Origin of the sequence: Kiloniella sp. EL199, assembly GCF_900313065.1 — a bacterium.
GTDB lineage: Bacteria > Pseudomonadota > Alphaproteobacteria > Kiloniellales > Kiloniellaceae > Kiloniella.
On sequence record NZ_OMPU01000010.1, the window covers coordinates 892,640 to 908,234 of the forward strand.

At 49.6% G+C, this 15,595-nt stretch carries 15 protein-coding genes, 1 tRNA gene and 2 pseudogenes; 10 read left to right on the forward strand and 8 right to left on the reverse strand.

Features of this window, described 5'->3' with window-relative positions:
• The first annotated feature begins 15 nt into the window (after positions 1-15).
• From D9A03_RS12775 to D9A03_RS19890, 8 genes are read left to right on the forward strand one after another with little or no spacing between them, the layout of a single operon-like run.
• Positions 16-924 carry a hypothetical protein gene (locus tag D9A03_RS12775; protein WP_120497557.1) on the forward strand — a complete coding sequence of 303 codons (909 nt, stop codon included), beginning with the start codon at positions 16-18 and terminating at the stop codon, positions 922-924.
• The gene (locus D9A03_RS12780; RefSeq protein ID WP_120497558.1) at positions 921-4,448 is read left to right on the forward strand and encodes an SPRY domain-containing protein; all 3,528 of its coding nucleotides are present in this window, start codon (positions 921-923) and stop codon (positions 4,446-4,448) included. Before D9A03_RS12775 ends, D9A03_RS12780 begins: the two co-directional genes overlap by 4 nt.
• Positions 4,449-4,450: 2 nt before the next feature.
• The gene (locus tag D9A03_RS12785; RefSeq protein ID WP_120497559.1) at positions 4,451-5,107 is read left to right on the forward strand and encodes a DUF4376 domain-containing protein; all 657 of its coding nucleotides are present in this window, start codon (positions 4,451-4,453) and stop codon (positions 5,105-5,107) included.
• On the forward strand, positions 5,104-5,307 hold the full coding sequence (locus tag D9A03_RS12790) for a hypothetical protein (RefSeq protein ID WP_120497560.1): 204 nt from the start codon (positions 5,104-5,106) through the stop codon (positions 5,305-5,307). Before D9A03_RS12785 ends, D9A03_RS12790 begins: the two co-directional genes overlap by 4 nt.
• A complete protein-coding gene (locus D9A03_RS12795) occupies positions 5,297-5,665 on the forward strand; it encodes a D-Ala-D-Ala carboxypeptidase family metallohydrolase (protein WP_120497561.1) in 369 nt (122 codons plus the stop codon). Before D9A03_RS12790 ends, D9A03_RS12795 begins: the two co-directional genes overlap by 11 nt.
• Positions 5,666-5,667: 2 nt before the next feature.
• Entirely contained in the window at positions 5,668-5,985 is a 318-nt protein-coding gene (locus D9A03_RS12800; protein WP_120497562.1) for a hypothetical protein, read from the forward strand.
• Complete coding sequence (locus tag D9A03_RS12805; protein WP_120497563.1) at positions 5,982-6,170, forward strand: hypothetical protein; 189 nt, start codon at positions 5,982-5,984, stop codon at positions 6,168-6,170. The genes D9A03_RS12800 and D9A03_RS12805 overlap by 4 nt, the downstream gene beginning before the upstream one ends.
• Positions 6,163-6,585 carry a DUF1353 domain-containing protein gene (locus D9A03_RS19890; RefSeq protein WP_216825464.1) on the forward strand — a complete coding sequence of 141 codons (423 nt, stop codon included), beginning with the start codon at positions 6,163-6,165 and terminating at the stop codon, positions 6,583-6,585. The genes D9A03_RS12805 and D9A03_RS19890 overlap by 8 nt, the downstream gene beginning before the upstream one ends.
• A 98-nt stretch (positions 6,586-6,683) precedes the next feature.
• On the opposite strand, the pseudogene D9A03_RS12815 reads toward D9A03_RS19890, so the two are convergent.
• Positions 6,684-6,902 (reverse strand): annotated as a pseudogene (locus D9A03_RS12815) (transposase); the annotation flags it as partial.
• 437 nt (positions 6,903-7,339) lie between these two features.
• Here D9A03_RS12815 and D9A03_RS12825 point away from each other — a divergent pair.
• Positions 7,340-7,430: transfer RNA gene (locus D9A03_RS12825), tRNA-Ser, on the forward strand.
• Between the two features lie 148 nt (positions 7,431-7,578).
• Here D9A03_RS12825 and D9A03_RS12830 read toward each other — a convergent pair.
• From D9A03_RS12830 to D9A03_RS12860, 7 genes and pseudogenes are all read right to left on the reverse strand, one after another.
• Positions 7,579-8,337: pseudogene (locus D9A03_RS12830) on the reverse strand (IS6 family transposase).
• 106 nt (positions 8,338-8,443) lie between these two features.
• Complete coding sequence (locus D9A03_RS12835) at positions 8,444-9,256, reverse strand: NAD(P)-dependent oxidoreductase (protein ID WP_120497565.1); 813 nt, start codon at positions 9,254-9,256, stop codon at positions 8,444-8,446.
• On the reverse strand, positions 9,244-9,687 hold the full coding sequence (locus tag D9A03_RS19895) for a hypothetical protein (RefSeq protein WP_216825465.1): 444 nt from the start codon (positions 9,685-9,687) through the stop codon (positions 9,244-9,246). The genes D9A03_RS12835 and D9A03_RS19895 overlap by 13 nt, the downstream gene beginning before the upstream one ends.
• Positions 9,688-10,199: 512 nt before the next feature.
• Positions 10,200-11,195 carry a substrate-binding domain-containing protein gene (locus D9A03_RS12845; protein ID WP_120497567.1) on the reverse strand — a complete coding sequence of 332 codons (996 nt, stop codon included), beginning with the start codon at positions 11,193-11,195 and terminating at the stop codon, positions 10,200-10,202.
• Between the two features lie 54 nt (positions 11,196-11,249).
• Positions 11,250-12,236, reverse strand: coding sequence for an ABC transporter permease (locus D9A03_RS12850; RefSeq protein ID WP_254055046.1), 987 nt, complete (start codon positions 12,234-12,236; stop codon positions 11,250-11,252).
• A 2-nt stretch (positions 12,237-12,238) separates the two neighbouring features.
• Positions 12,239-13,804, reverse strand: a complete 1,566-nt coding sequence (locus D9A03_RS12855; RefSeq protein WP_120497569.1) for a sugar ABC transporter ATP-binding protein — start codon at positions 13,802-13,804, stop codon at positions 12,239-12,241.
• Positions 13,805-13,931: 127 nt separating this feature from the next.
• Complete coding sequence (locus tag D9A03_RS12860) at positions 13,932-14,603, reverse strand: GntR family transcriptional regulator (RefSeq protein ID WP_120497570.1); 672 nt, start codon at positions 14,601-14,603, stop codon at positions 13,932-13,934.
• A gap of 107 nt (positions 14,604-14,710) precedes the next feature.
• Between D9A03_RS12860 and D9A03_RS12865 the strand changes: the two genes are divergently transcribed.
• Positions 14,711-15,580: an SMP-30/gluconolactonase/LRE family protein gene (locus D9A03_RS12865; protein WP_120497571.1), complete on the forward strand. Its 870-nt coding sequence runs from the start codon at positions 14,711-14,713 to the stop codon at positions 15,578-15,580.
• Positions 15,581-15,595: the final 15 nt, after the last annotated feature.

Here is a 15,595-nt window from a genome sequence, read left to right on the forward strand (position 1 = left end):
TTGGGAAAATCTGACATGACTATTTCTGCGACACCGCGGAGGGCCTCTTACACCGGGGATGGCTCTACGGTAACTTTTGCTGTGCCCTTTAAGTTCCTTGCCGATAGCCACTTGAAGGTTGTGGTGACAACCCCAGGCGGAGCTGAAAGCTTTGTAACGCCTTCGCAAATAAGTGGAGCGGGGGCCGAAAGTGGAGGCTCTATTACGCTTACTAATGCTCCTGCTACGGGGGATACTATCACCGTTCTCGGGGCGACACCGCTGGAGCAACAAACCGATCTCGCGGTATCAGATGGTATGCCCGCCGATGTTATTGAGACTGCTGTTGATCTTCTTACCATTCAGAATCAGGAACAGGACGTACAGATTGGTCGGGCGATTAAATTACCCATTGCCTATTCCGGTGACGAGCTGCAGTTCCCGGCTCCGGTGCCCAATGAGGTGCCGTACTACGATGAAAACGGTAAGTTGGTGATGTCATCAGTTGGTTTTAGCACCTTGATGTCGACGGTTCAGGATTTGATTAATCTGGCGAATGAAAGTGGTCAGGCACACACTCATGATTTTTCGGTTTTAACGGGGACAGATCAGGTTCTTTTGGCCAGTTTATCCCGAATTCTGGGCGTGAGTTATCCGACCACGGTCAATTCCTATGGCAATACGACAGATAATCCCGTGATTGATCTGACGAAGACTTTTCTGACCTCAATGACGAATAATGGGAACGGGGTGATTACGGCAGATAAAGCCAATAATAACTCGGTTGATGTCTGGGTAACAAATAATCAAAGCGCGGGAACACTGGATATTTCCAGCTTTGATTATGTAAAGGGATCTTTCGGTGTGGGTGATGGTGTTATCACCATCATGCATATGTCTACGGTAAATGGTGTCGCCCGAGTAGCGCTAGAGGTGCTGGAATGAGAGCACTTTATTCAGGTACTGATACTAGCTGGGTCAATGATCTTGAGGCTTCGCTAGCGTTGTGCGCCGGGAAAAAACTGACCTACACACCGTCTGTTACAGGAAACCGCCGTCAGTTTACTGTCATGATGAACGTGCGACGTCACAAATTCGGTGTATTACAGAATATTTTAAGTGCTGGATCTTCGTGGTATCTCTCGTTTGCCGCCACTGATAGATTGTCATTGTATACATCTGCGGCGAATGGTGGGGATTTCTCTCCTAAAAGAGTCTTTAGAGACACTGAATGGTTCTTTCTAGGTATTGCTTACGACACAGTAGCTCGAACAGTTAAGATGGTTATCAACGATCAAGAAGTTGATGAGTGGCATACCAGTACATTGCCGAATGCAAACTACCAATCCAACATGAACCTTGCCGGGGCCATGATGGAATTAGGTGCATTTAACGGTGCGTCGGGGGATGCTGAAGTAACCGTCTCTGATTTCGTGCTACTTGATGGCGAAGTTTTGACACCACAGGAAATGATCAACTATCGGACACAGAATGTACCGTTCGGTAACAACGTTATTACGACGACCAAAAAGTTCACAACCGAGGGTCAACAAGAGCGGTTTTTAGGATTGCATCGCACCGATCCGGCAAGTGGAACAACCAAGATTGAGGATGAAGGACAGCAAATTTCCCGTGTTACTTCTTCATGGGACAGTATCGCTTCAGACATTCTTCCTAATACAGGTAAGTTTCAGTTTGAGGTATCATTAGCTTCAGACGTGACAAACTTGATTGCTGGAATATCGGATGCAAGAGGGGATTACCCAAGAGCGAATGTTAATACGTTTTCTCAAGGTTTGTTTACGGGTGCGGCTTTCAACGCCGTGGGGTTATCTACTCTCGCTTACAATAACGCTCAGGTTAATTATGATCCAACAGAATGGGGGAGTACAAACCCTCACGATGTATTTTCTATGTACTTTGATATGGATTCAAGAACAGCAATTTTAGCGGTCAATGGTGTTGAAATTGTCGCCCCACACCCATTAGATTCAACTGCCGAGAACTTGCGTATATTTATCGATATGCACAGCCTGACTGATCCTGCGTCAGTCAACTTTGGTCAGACCGATTACAAATACCCTAAAGCTGGTTATGGTCCGCTTAAAGAACCCGCCAAGTCTGACCTCAAGCGGTGTAAGTTGTTAAACGGTGGGACACTCTACACAATCCCATTAAAAGAACGTCAACTAAGTTCTGCAAGCGCTGCTTCGGGGTGGCATCAAGCTTACAGCAATTTTACGATGTCCACGGGTAAAATCTATATAGAGCATACGGACAACACTTCGGATACCAACAGTCTTGGCTGGGGAATTTGTTCTGATCTTAATCGCCTACAGACACTAGCAAGTGATACTGTTATGGGAGCTGTAGCAGATAAGGCTGTAGGGCTGTATGTCGATGCTGCGGATCACTACCACAATACTCTCGCTAGCACCTCAATCTCTGGCGTGGCGGGAACATCTGGAAAATTCAATGGTGTACATCGGAATGGCGAAACCACAAAAATGGCTTTTGATTTCGATGCTAACAAATATTGGGTCGGGTCCGATGATGAATGGGAGAATGGAGATCCTGCCACTGGTGCGGGGGGATATAGTCTTCCTGCGGAGAGAGACTGGTGGCTATATGTAAGTTCATTCTCCTACGGCGGCGGCCTGTTTAACTTCGGGGATAGCCCTTGGGATCAAACCCCGCCAACAGGCTTTAAAGGCCCTGCTGAGTTTGACTTTGATAGTTTGCGTAAATCTGGTGATGTAACAAACTATGAATACGGCCCGAACGGTACACAGCTATTATTTGAAGATGGGGGTAATCTTGGTAAATCCACGGCGGGTAACCTTGTGTCATGGACAACACCAGGCATCACATCAGATGGTCAGCTAACGGATACGCCGGGTGATCCTTATGCAATACTAAGCACTATAATGAACGGTGCCTCTGGCATTAGCCACGGCGGTACGCGATTGTCTGCCTCTGGTGTAACCAGACATGCACAAAGTTCTATGCCGATGTCATCAGGAAAATGGTATTGGGAAGTCACAATTTCAGGTGGGGCAAATCCCAACAAAGGGGCCGTCGGTATTGTTCCCGCTGGTGCACTGTTATCTGGTGCTTGGTACATTAATGAGAATACGTATGGATATTACGGTTATAACGGGACTGTTTATTCAAGCAATGTTCAAGGATCTACAGGTCTTACTTACACCATAGGGGATGTAATAGGTGTCGCACTTAATCTTGATACAAATGAAATTGAGTTCTTTAAAAATAGTGTATCCCGTGGAAAATTCCCTGTTAATACTGGAATAGATTATGTCGCAGCAGTTGGGCAAGTTAGCTCTGCTTCAGGCTCGAACATCTGGAATGTCAATTTCGGTCAGAAACCTTTTACGCATTCTGTTCCGGCTGGCTTTAAAGAACTCAAAAGTTCCAATCGGGAAGCACCTAAGTATCACGGGCGGGACAAGTTTGATGTGGTTCTTAGGTCAGCTAACAATAATGAAACCAAGGTTTATCCCGCTGTGAAGCCTGCCGTTGTCTGGACAAAATCCCGCAACGGTTCTTACAGCCATTCTCTTTATGATGTTGTCCGTGGTGCCGGAAAGTATCTCAGGCCCGATACAACGGCTGCTGAGGGAGATTATATCGAAACCCTCAAGTTGTTTGAGGAAGACGGCTATACATTAGGCACTTCAAACGAGAGTAATCGAGCAGGTAATAATTATGTTGATTGGATTTTTAGTCTAGATGGTACGGAAAACACTAATAATGATGGTTCGGTATCTTCACAAGTGATTACTGATAGCTCTGGCTATATGTCTATTGCTACGGCAACAACCCTTGCAGCTGGTGATACTTTAGGGATTGGCATTCAAGATCACGAATTGACTATTTTAAAAGAGCGAAATCAGGCCGGGTTGGATTGGGGTGTTTGGTGTCAGCACATCAGCGACCAGAGCGGTTCGACACAAAAATGGCTCGTTCTAAATTCAACGATTGGTGCAACAGGCCCTGACGGTGTTGTTTTTGGTAAGATGGATAATGGCAAGGTTACTGCGGGGACGTGGGCCGGGGCTATAGGCGATCTTATCACTTACAACTTTAAATCCGTACCAGGTCTTAGCAAGGTATTCAGCTACAAGGCTAATGGATCTTCCAAAGGGCCATTTATTGACCTCGGCTTTAAGGCCCGTTGGGTGATGATTAAAGAGTTTTCAAGTTCAGGCTCGTGGAATCTCTTCGATAGTGAGCGCAACCCAGAGAACTCTTTAGATGATGTTTTGTACGCTAACAATTCATCCGCTGAGGCTTCTTATGGTGCTGGTGATGGCGTTGATTTTACTGCTAACGGGATCACCATCCGAGAAACATCATCCGATTTAAATGCCAGTGCCCAAACCTATATCGGCCTCGCGATTGCAGATGTTGCAGGCGGGGGTGATCTTCCAGCAATTTTGGGGAATTAATCATGAAATATGTCATTGAAAAAAATGGTTCGGCTGTTTCTCAAGTAAGTGCCTGGACGCCTGCTTTTGCAAAGAAATGCAAGTTGTCAGGGAACGCTTCTGCACCAGCCCTGCCTCATACCGTCAAGGGTATTGGTATTCTACGGGCTGTGCGAGTCGAGCGGGTAGCCGTTACCGGATTTCAAATGGCCAACGATAATCCCGGTGTCGTTGTCGGGGATGAGTGGCTAATTACCCAAAGCGTTCAGGACAGGCCGCTTGAGCAGGTTAAAGTCACACTTGTGAACAAGGTCAAGCTGGTCCGGGATCGCATTGTTTCTGGCGGGGTTATCTGGTCGCCGGATGGTGGCAATACAACCTATGAAGTGCAAAGCGACAAAGACAGCCGCTTTGAAATGGCGGGGGCTGTGCAGATACTTGAACACACGGGCGCTACGGAACAGGGGTGGCGGATGCTTGATAACTCAATGGTTGTTCTGTCCTTGAGCCAGCTAAAGGATATGGGCGTAGCTATTCGCAATCATGTCAATGCCTGTTTTGTGCGGCAGGCAGAACTGGAAGCGATTATTGCTGGAGCTGCTACGGTTGATGATTTGCACGCGATTGATCTTGAAGCGGGCTGGCCTACGGAACTGGCGGATCAAGCGGAGGCACTATGATTGATCATCTTATGAGGGGAGAGAATATGGACAAGCTTATAGGGGTGACTGCCGTATCTACCCCTTTATGGCTTCATTATTTTAACACAGGTGTCGCCGTCTGTATTGGTATCGGTGGTCTTGCTTTGTTGGTCTTTCGTATTGCGAAGGCCAGACAGGAATATCTGGAAGTCAAGCGTAGGAATAAAGATGCCCCTTAACTGGTCAGATTACTCCAACTTCTCGGCCTCAGAATTTATTTGTAAGTGTGGCTGTGGTCGTGCCGATATGAACCCAGAATTTATGGTAAAGCTGCAAGAGCTTCGAGACAGGATAGGCCCTCTGGTAATCACAAGTGGGTTTCGTTGCAAGAACCATCCTGTCGAGAAGGGTAAAAAAAGACCCGGCGCACATTCTGCTGGACTTGCTGCGGATATCATTCCGCTTAAAGCAAGGCGTTACGAATTACTCACCACCATTAGCGACATGCGTTTTAAAGGCATTGGGGTTGCTAAGTCTTTCATTCACATAGACGAGGGCCATCCTTACGCATATCGCCCTGCGTCATGGAGTTATTAACCATGAAAAACATACTGATGACAGTCGCTCTTGTAGCGGCTTTTTTTATGTCTGCCTGTACGACACCGGGTGGCAATCGTCTGAGTGCTGAACAGCAAGTACAGATTACCTGTGAAGGCATCATTTCAACAGTGCGCGTACTTGCTGGCTATCGTGCAGCAGGCGAACTGTCAGAGGAAACGGTGAAGACTGTATCTGATCTGATGCCATCCACTGTGAAGCTTTGTTCCGGCGAGGTGACGGATTACCAGACAGCCCTGACCACTTTACAGGAAACAGCTTTTGTCCTTCTGACTGTCAAGAAAGGTGTTGAATCATGAACCCGGCAACAATTGCAACAGTGAATGCGCTTATCGAGATCGGTGTGTTTGCGTTTAAATCAATCAGAGCCGTCCAGAATGGTGACAAAACACCAGAGCAAATCCGAGCCGAGTGGCCTGCTATAGCCGCAAAGTTAGAGGATGCTTGGACAGCTTGGGAAGCGGCGGGAAAATCTAATGGCTGACGGGTACGAGTTCACGCCTGAATATGATCTGGCCCAGATAAAAGCATCTCGTCCAAGTGGCGGGGTGTTGGTCTGGGTGTCGCCCGAAGATCCAGATAATCCTTTTACGGCTGCGTGTGCTCATAAAATCACCGGACCAAGGGGCATGGACGTTATTGTTCCGGGTGGTTTTAACTATGACGGTGCAAGCGTTCCTCGTTCGCTTTGGTGGTTTATTCCTAGAGCCGATGCTCGTTTTTTTCGGGCCGCGACCCTACATGATCTGCTTTACGCCAGCCGTGAAGGTTCCCGCGCTGTTGCCGATGCGATCCTGCGGATAGTGGCAGAACAAGACCGGATGCCGTGGCTCAAGCGGTGGGCAGCCTATATTGCTGTTAGGCTTGGTGGCCGGGCTGCTTGGCTGGATGATGATTAGGAAGAGGAATACTTCTTGGCAGGAATACCTTATATTTATACAAGATTTTTTGGGCTTGATACCAGAAGCTTTCAATGCCGTTGGTATGATTGCGTCTGTTTGCAAACAATGCCAGGGGAAGTATCCGAGGGCTTTGTTGCACGTTCAAAGACACCTGATGCACCTTTAAGTAATTGATCGCGCCATTGTTTGATTTGATTAGGATGGACATCAAAGTGCTGACCGAGTTCACTTAAGCTTTGCTCTCCTCTAACCGCAGCTAAGGCCACCTTGGATTTGAAAGCAGAGGTATGATTGCGTCGGGGACGTCGTGACATTGTAGGATCTCCTGTAATCGGCAAAACATTGCGATATACAGACCGAAAATCCACTTATATAAACTGTCTAAATTTATCGAGCTACTTCTGTGAGTATTTCATAATTGGTGCTGGCATTATATGCGAAGCGGTAAATTGATCGCTGACAAATCCATTGAACCTTTCGACAACAAGATTTTTATTTAAACCCGATAGGCGAAAATCAAAAAACTTATACCTGTTCCTGATGTTTTTAGGGTTAGAATCGGAGTGTAGATTCTCACTGATTTTTCTACCAGAAATACAAAAAGCTACGAGTAAAATGAGAACGTGTGTGTCAGATTTGTGCCGGTAAAAGCGCATGTTCCTGCGATGTTCTGCATAAATCTATTTTTTATTTTTTTTATCCTTTACAGATATATCGGAAAACCTTAGTAATTCCGGCGTTCACAGATTGTGGAGAGTTGGCCGAGTGGCTGAAGGCGCTCCCCTGCTAAGGGAGTATACGTTAATCGCGTATCGAGGGTTCGAATCCCTCACTCTCCGCCACTGTTTGGCAGATGAAGCGCTTTGCTTTTATGATGTTCTTTAAATTTATTTCCGATGTAATTCTTTATGGCAACCTAAGCTGACAGAGAATTTCCCCCTATAAGACTTTGAAATAAAATATTTAATCAGCAAATTTATAGTTTGTCGATTATGAATTATCGTGTGAATGGTTTTCTATAGCTTCACTCAAGGCATTCGGCCCAATATTGAAGACTCTTTCTATAAGACCTACTTCTCCTATGATCCCGGCTGGATCTGAAAGGCCTTGGCTTCCCCCTTCTTTAAGGTTCTCATGACTTCAAAGCCCTTGATTGTCGTATAAGCTGTTTTACTAGATTTAAATCCAAGCGTAGGCTTTATCAAACGCTTCAGCTTACCATGGTCGGCTTCGATGACATTGTTCAGGTATTTAATCTGCCTATGCTCTGTCTCTTCTGGAAGCTTGCCTTCTTTCATGAGCAGAGGGATTGCAGCTTCGTAACAGCCAGCTTTGTCTGTATTGATAACACGTGGCTTTTCCCAATCTTTGAGCCTGGACAGGGCTTTACCGAGAAATCTCTTGGCGGCTTTGGTGTTGCGTGTAGGAGAGAGATAAAAGTCAATTGTATCTCCGTCTTTGGTCACAGCTCTATAGAGATACATCCATTTACCATGGACCTTAATATAGATTTCATCCACTTTCTAACTGCTTGACGAACCCAGACGACGCTAATGCCAACGTAACTGTTTTTTTTATTTCTTGTGCATAGTATTGTACCCAATGATAGAGCGTTGGGTGATTAACCTTAACACCACGCTCTATCATCATTTCTTCAAGATCTCTATAACTGATGCTGTATTTACAATACCAACGGACACACTGAAGGATCACTGTACCATTGAAATGACGCCATTTGAAATCAAACATCAAAAAATCCCGCTTAGATAATAACTACCTAATTAAGAATAGCCTTGACCCAATTTTTTGTAACAGAACTCCCGGGGATTGAATTGCACAATGACTGCTTGCTCCGTCACCACCCCGGGAAGTAAGTCGCGAAAAAGTTTGGGAGCTGAGTTGAGAACAGCCGTGTTAGAACAGACTTAATTGTAATGACAGCGTTAATTTGTGCGGGGCTTCCGTCTTTTGGGGAATAGCCGATCACGCGCTGCGTTTCAGAAATATCCCAACGCATACCCGGGTTGTCCGACATCAAATTCAGGGCCACAAAAGACACGTCCTCCGCATTGATCGCGGCCTTAACACCACCGATAAAATCCCGATCACTGAGCCACATTTCCTGGCCCCAACGACCCATCGCCATGTGTGGGCCTGGCTGATTGTCGTGGGTCCATTGCGTCCAGCCGATGCGCAGACAGATAACAGACAGCCCATGATGCTCGGCGAAATACGCCCCGGTGCGTTCGCAGAACAGCTTTGACATACCGTAAGCGTTCACCGGTCCCGGAGGTGTCGTGCTGTTGAGCACGTCTTGCGTGAAACGCTTGTCACCGTGCACCCAATTGGAACTGGCAAGAATCACGCGGCCAATACCCATCGCCGCCGCATGGTGATAAAGCGTGAGCGTTGCATCCATGTTGTGTTTGATCGCCGAGGGCCATGTGGCGGCGGGTTCTCTGTCGCCGGCCAGATGCACGATCACGTCAACGCCCTCCAGTAAGTTCAACCAGCTGCTGCTGTCACCGGACAAATCGGCTGTGTGAATGTTGGGGTGATCGACCGTTCGAATGTCGATACCGGAAACCGTATAGCCGGGATCGCTTTCGAGCGTGTCAAACAGCTTGCGGCCAAGATGCCCGCCCGCGCCTGTGATCAGGACATGCATGACAAAAGTTCCTTACTTTTTGATTGGGTACCTGGTATGTTTGGGTTCTCGTCATCCGCCCAGACGCGAAACGCTTGCTGAAAGCTCATTGTTTCCCCAGATCCCAAGTTGCGCGCAGGGGAGTGCCATTCAGCTTCGCAATAGGCGTAGTCACCAGAGTTGAAGATTTCGAACGGATACTGATGGGCAAATCGGTGATCCTGTTCAGGCGGTGACACCGAACAACTTATCCAAGGGCCGGCTTCACTGCATCGGATCAGCGAATTACCGTTTGGATTTGGCAGCCCGACCTTGAACTCCTGCAGCCGCGCGCAATCCGTGACAACGCAGGTTTGGCCTGAGGTGACGATGCCATCTGGATCACCGAAAACGGTGTGAAATTCCGGCTTGCCCGTTACGACGCCAATCATTGAGGGTGTATCAAGCATCATGACAGACCAAATCCCAGTCGGGCGTGGGCGCGCTGCATGATTGGTAACGTTGTGCTTAATGGTCCAACTGTTGTGAGATGTCAGGGTGATCCGGCGGGTCACTGACAAATGAGAGATTGGGCATATGGTACTGGCCATTTCGACCTGTGAGTTACTCTTTGAAGTGATGTGATAAGGCCCGCTGTCCAACGCGAGAAATGGGGCGCCGTTTGCCCAGGATGTGTCCGGTGCAATCCACGTCTTTTCCCCACCCCAAAGCGGAAAGCCAAATTGTGGAGAACGTGTAGGTAGGTCTGAGGGCAGAGTGTCTTCTAACGGCAGTTCGTCGAGGTCGGGGTTCTGGAAGAGGAGTGAGCTTCCTTGGAAGCTCACATCCCACAATCGCCCCCCGATACCAGGTAGAAGGGTTAGTCGCAGATCGCACTGCTCAAGGTGATGAAAGCGCCATCTGAACGACATTTGAAACCTTTCCGGTGGTTGTCCGACGCGCGCAAGCGCGCCGGGGTATTCATTTAGGTGTGTTTAAACTGCGCGACATTGTCTGCGGTGATTGGCATCACCCCAGTTTCCACACGTTCTGGCAGCGGGTTGATCCCTGCGGCTTTCCAATCGGGCAAAACCTTCAGCGCATCGGTGTTCTGCCAATGCATCATGTGGAAGGCAAGGAAGATTTCCAGATAGGATTTCTGCGCTACTGCGCCGTGGATCGTACCGTCCTCGATGTAGGGCAGCATGTCGTCATTGCGATCCATGGCGACAATCTTGATATCCTTGCGCCCCGCTTCGTTGACCGCAATCGCAGCGCCTTTGCCACTGTCGCCATCGGTCCCGCCAATGCCAACGATGTCCGGGTTCGCCTGAATGGCCTGCAGATAAGCTGTCGGCGCATAAGAAGGGTCAGCCTTGTCATTCACAACATCGACCACTTCGATGTCGGGGTACTTTTCGGCGAAGATCTGTTTGTAGCCCTCGACCCGCTCCAATGTAGAAGGAGCAGGGAAAGTGCCGAGGATGACTTTGCCCTTGCCGCCAATCGCCTGGGCCAGCATTTCCCCACCCACGCGTCCCGCCTGTACACCGTTAATGCCAAGGAAGGTAGACCGAGGGCTTTCAGGGATATCTCCAATACAGCAGGTTACCGGAATACCGGCTTCAACCGCGCGCTCGACGCCGGGGGCGAGGGTTGCCGGGTCACCGGGGAAGATGAGGATGCCAGCAGGGCGGCGCGCGATAAGCTCGTCAAGTTGACGCGCCTGTGCAGCCGTGTCAAAATCCAGAGGGCCGGTGAAAGTCGCCTTGATCCCCATCAATTCTTCAAGGTCTTTCATTGCATTGCGATAATCTACCCAGAATGGAACCTGTGTGACGATCGACAGGAAAACATATTCCTTGCCTGCCGCCCGTGCCATCGCTTCTTTGGACAGCATGGGTAGACCAAATGCGGCCGCCAATCCAGCGGTGGTCCCTGTTGTCAGAAATTTACGCCGATTTACTTTTACGTCAGTCATAGTGATCTCCCTGTCTTGGATCATTGATTGAAATTGAATTTTGGTTGGGCGGTTTTAACCCCGCTTGCTTCGAATTAGCATGTCTAGCGCAACCGCTGTGACGAGCACTCCGCCGATGACAATCATCTGCCAGTAGATAGACACGGCCAGCATGGTCATGGAGTTGTTGATCAGTGCGACGAATACGACGCCGAGAAATGCGCCCAGGATCGTGCCTTCACCGCCGCGCAAGGATGCGCCACCGATGACTGCCGCCGCCAGAACCTGAAGTTCGATACCATTGCCCGCCGTCGGGGTCCCGCTCATCAGGCGAGAGGCGAGCAGTACGCCGGCCAATGCGGCCAGAACACCGGCCAAAGCGTAAAGGATGATGCGCACGCGCGTGACATGAATGCCTGATAGCATCGCCGCCTTTTCGTTGGCGCCTATGAAATAGACTTGCCGGAAAAAACGCGTGTGACGTACAGACAGGTCAAAAAGGATGACGAGAAGTACAGTAAACAGGACGATAACGGGCAATCCTCCGATGTCAGCTTTGCCGATCCAGGCAAAGGAGGCAGGCAAGCTGGATACGGAGAACCCTTCGGTCAGGACAAGAGCGATGCCGCGTGCGATTGACATTGTGCCAAGTGTTGCAATCAGCGGATTGATCCCGAGGCCGGTCACCAACACACCGTTCACCACGCCGACAACTCCGCCCAGAACTAGGCCACATATCACAGCGAGTGGTATCGGCATTCCTGTCAGAAGCAACATGGCTACTACAGTCGAAGAAAGAGCCATCACTGATCCGACCGAAAGGTCAAAGCCGCCCGATGCAAGCAGGATCGCCATGCCGATCACGATAATTGCGGTGGGCGCCATGCCCACTGCGACGGCCCGGAAGTTTGAGAAGCTGAGGAAGTATGGGTTGACGTTGGACATCACGATGATGATTACGGCGATCAGAACGATCAGCGTCAGCTCGCGTATGTCGACAAAGGCCTGAAGGACACGGCGTAGAAGAGGCCGTTTTGTAGGCAAATTGGTTTGAGCGGTCATGGTCACGGCGTGACTCCTGATTGATTGGGTTGCGGTGACACTGCGGGCGGATTTGAATTCCCCGCAGCCAACTGAAGGAGCGTATCCTCGGTCGCTTCTGCTGCCGCCACGTCACCCATGAGCCGTCCTTCGTGGACAACAAGAATGCGTGTTGAGAGTGAGACGAGCTCCAGAAAATCGGATGACACAACGAGGATGGCCATGCCTTCTGCTGAGCAGCGCAAAAGTTCAGTGTGAATCTGGAATTTGGCTCCGACATCGACGCCCTTGGTGGGGTCCTCGATGATCAGAAGTCCCGGCGAACGTTTAAGCCATTTGGCCAACATGATTTTTTGCTGGTTCCCTCCAGAAAGATCTCCGACGAACTCAGAGATCCCGCTGGTTTTTACGCTGAATGCGTCGATGGCCGCGTGACAGGCAGCCTTGATAGACCCAGCGCGCATGATACCTACGGATGTGTGCTCATCAAGGCTGGCTGCAATTAGATTGTCGCTGAGTGTTTGTTCCAGAAAAAGGCCTTCGGTCTTGCGTTCTTCCGGGACAAAGCCAACACCGGCTCGCATCGCTTGCCGCAAGGATTTAAACCTGACGGGCTTGCCATGGAGCGCGATCTCGCCGGTTGCGCCGTGCATCAGTCCGGCGATGGAGCGAACGATTTCGCTGCAGCGAGCACCCATCAACCCCGCCATACCGACGATTTCTCCTGCATTTATTGAGAATGAGATGTCATCAAAATCGCCGTGATGTGTAAGGTTGTTGACTCGTAAGACTTCGTCGCCGTTGACCTGAGCCGAACGATTTACATCGCCTAGATGTGCGCCACCAATCATCTCGGCAATGACTTGTTCCTGTGAAGTTTGCGACACAGGCAGGGTGCTGATTTGCCTCCCGTCCCGTAGAACGGTGATACGATCCGAGATCCGGAAAATTTCGGCCATGTGGTGACTGACATAGACAATGCCAATCCCTTTTTCGGTCAGGGAACGAAGCACTTCAAACAGAGCGTCCACTTCATCGGGCGCCAATGCTGAAGTTGGCTCATCTAATAATAAGACGCGCGAATTCAAAGACAATGCCTTGGCGATTTCAACAATTTGACGAGAGCTGATTGGCAGGTTTTCCACCGGCAGCGAGACATCAATGTCCAGCCCGAATTCTGACAGCAACGCCTCGGCACGGCGACGCAGTTCAGGCCAGTCTACCACACCCATTTTTGTGGGAGCACGACCGGCATAAATATTTTCTGCTACCGACAGCGCCCCTGCGAGACTGAGCTCCTGAAAGACGCACCCAACACCAAGGGACTGAGCGTGCGAAGGGCTTTCGATTCTTTGTTCGCTGCCGTCGCAAAGAATTCTTCCAGCTGTCGGCTGGTGTAACCCGTAGAGCAGGCCGAGGCAGGTAGACTTCCCTGCGCCGTTTTCACCGCAAAGCGCGTGCACCTCCCCGGGTCTCAGTTCAAAATCGACCCCGTTCAATACAGTGTTAGATCCGAAGCTTTTGCCAACCCTGTCCAGTTGGATCAGAGGCCGTGTCTCCGATTCGCCCTGTTCCAAATTCTGCGCCATGCATTACTCCTCCTACCTCTTTCAATTGACATCTGATATCTCAGATGTCAATTGAAAATAATAAAATGCTGTAAGTGTACGACAAGAAAGGGGGCGCGCCGCTTTGGCACGTCCCGATCACAACGCCTCATTTGGTAACCGCTCCTTCGAGGGCTATGGAGGCGTTTTTGTAGGCTTGGCGTGTGCGATCAATATGTTTGGCGAGGAGGAATTTTATGTTCTCCATATCGCCTTCCAGAACAGTGGAGACTATCTTTTTATGCTCATCAAATGAGAGTTCGGTATGTTGTGGAAGTTTGGCCAAGTGGGTTCGCAGAGCCGCAATTTTCCCTACATATCGCGTATAGCTGGCAGAAAGATAGTCGTTGCCCGCATGTTTGAAAATTAACTGATGAAACGCGGTGTCGAGTGAAAGATAGCCCTTTTCATTGCCTCGCCCGCGTTCGCGTTCCATGTCTTTTACAACCCGTCGCATTTCTCGGGCCAATCGATTCGGATTGCGCACCAGAGCAAGTTCAAATGCGGCGGTTTCAATGGCTTGCCTGAAGTCGCATATCTGGGCCACTTCCGGTTCGGACAGAGAAAAAACGCGTGCACCTTTTTGAGGTTCGATGCTGACCAACCCTTCGTCACGCAATTGAGCCAGCGCCTCGCGAACTGGCGATTTCGATACGTCCAGTTCTTCAGAGATTTTCCGTTCAGACAAAACCTGCCCCATTTTCAGCGAGCCATCGATTATACTGTTTCGCAAATGTTCCAGGGCCAGCTCACGTAGTGATTTAGGTCTTTCAAGCGCCATCCAGAGATATCTCCCAAAAAAAAGTGTTGCAAGGAGCAAGATATCTGATACACCAGATAAAGCAACCTGAAATATCAGATATCAGATGTTGACATGGAGGAAATGAAATGCACGCTGAATTGGTGTTTGACAGCAAGAATCAGCACGGAGAGGGGATCTTTTGGAACCCTGCCGATAGTCTGGTTTGGTGGACTGATATCGAGGGCTGTGCGCTTTGGTCCTTTAATCCGGCAACATCAAAAGCCGCGTCACACAAGATGCCGGAGCGCGTATGTTGCTTTGCTCCTCGAGCCTCTGGTGGGCTGATTGTTGCATTTGCTGATCGAGTCGTTTTGTTCGATTCGACCATGAACAAAGAAACACTCGTGGCGAAATTCGAACCGCATAATCCGGAGACACGATTGAACGACGGTCGGACGGATCGGCAGGGGCGGCTGATTGTCGGGGGTATGAACGAAGTATCCGGTACAGCTGATTCGTCGGTCATCTGTGTCGACACGGATCTGAGCGTGCGCACAATCATCGAGGCCGTATCTTGCGCCAACTCGACTTGCTTTACACCAGATGGCGCCACGATGTTCTTTGCAGACACTCCGGATCGAGAAATCGTCGCGTTTGATTATGATATCGCCAGCGGCTCCGTTTCGAACCGGCGACCACATGTTAATTTCAAGAACGAGCCGGGCTTGCCTGATGGGTCCTGCGTCGATGCCGAAGGCGGTGTCTGGAACGCTGAATGGGAAGGCCACCGTGTGGTTCGCGTAGCACCGGACGGCGTAATTGATCGCGTGATTGAGGTGCCAGTCTGGAAACCTACTTGCTGTGCCTTTGGCGGACCCGATCTCGACACGCTTTTCATCACGACCTCACGGTTGATGAGTGACGAAGCAGAATTACAAAAAGAACCGGAATCCGGCGGACTCTTCGCTGTGAAGCCCGGCGTCCAAGGCGTGATCGACACGCCATTCAACGGATAACCAACGATTTTTTGG

Excerpts from the sequence above, each read along its gene's own strand:
- D9A03_RS19895 (WP_216825465.1), bottom strand. The coding sequence starts at position 9,687 with ATGATGCTTGATACACCCTCAATGATTGGCGTCGTAACGGGCAAGCCG.
- D9A03_RS12780 (WP_120497558.1), top strand. The coding sequence starts at position 921 with ATGAGAGCACTTTATTCAGGTACTGATACTAGCTGGGTCAATGATCTT.
- D9A03_RS12855 (WP_120497569.1), bottom strand. The coding sequence starts at position 13,804 with ATGGCGCAGAATTTGGAACAGGGCGAATCGGAGACACGGCCTCTGATC.
- D9A03_RS12835 (WP_120497565.1), bottom strand. The coding sequence starts at position 9,256 with ATGCATGTCCTGATCACAGGCGCGGGCGGGCATCTTGGCCGCAAGCTG.
- D9A03_RS12860 (WP_120497570.1), bottom strand. The coding sequence starts at position 14,603 with ATGGCGCTTGAAAGACCTAAATCACTACGTGAGCTGGCCCTGGAACAT.
- D9A03_RS12800 (WP_120497562.1), top strand. The coding sequence starts at position 5,668 with ATGAAAAACATACTGATGACAGTCGCTCTTGTAGCGGCTTTTTTTATG.
- D9A03_RS12845 (WP_120497567.1), bottom strand. The coding sequence starts at position 11,195 with ATGACTGACGTAAAAGTAAATCGGCGTAAATTTCTGACAACAGGGACC.
- D9A03_RS12805 (WP_120497563.1), top strand. The coding sequence starts at position 5,982 with ATGAACCCGGCAACAATTGCAACAGTGAATGCGCTTATCGAGATCGGT.
- D9A03_RS12775 (WP_120497557.1), top strand. The coding sequence starts at position 16 with ATGACTATTTCTGCGACACCGCGGAGGGCCTCTTACACCGGGGATGGC.
- D9A03_RS12790 (WP_120497560.1), top strand. The coding sequence starts at position 5,104 with ATGATTGATCATCTTATGAGGGGAGAGAATATGGACAAGCTTATAGGG.
- D9A03_RS12850 (WP_254055046.1), bottom strand. The coding sequence starts at position 12,236 with ATGACCGCTCAAACCAATTTGCCTACAAAACGGCCTCTTCTACGCCGT.
- D9A03_RS12865 (WP_120497571.1), top strand. The coding sequence starts at position 14,711 with ATGCACGCTGAATTGGTGTTTGACAGCAAGAATCAGCACGGAGAGGGG.
- D9A03_RS12785 (WP_120497559.1), top strand. The coding sequence starts at position 4,451 with ATGAAATATGTCATTGAAAAAAATGGTTCGGCTGTTTCTCAAGTAAGT.
- D9A03_RS19890 (WP_216825464.1), top strand. The coding sequence starts at position 6,163 with ATGGCTGACGGGTACGAGTTCACGCCTGAATATGATCTGGCCCAGATA.
- D9A03_RS12795 (WP_120497561.1), top strand. The coding sequence starts at position 5,297 with ATGCCCCTTAACTGGTCAGATTACTCCAACTTCTCGGCCTCAGAATTT.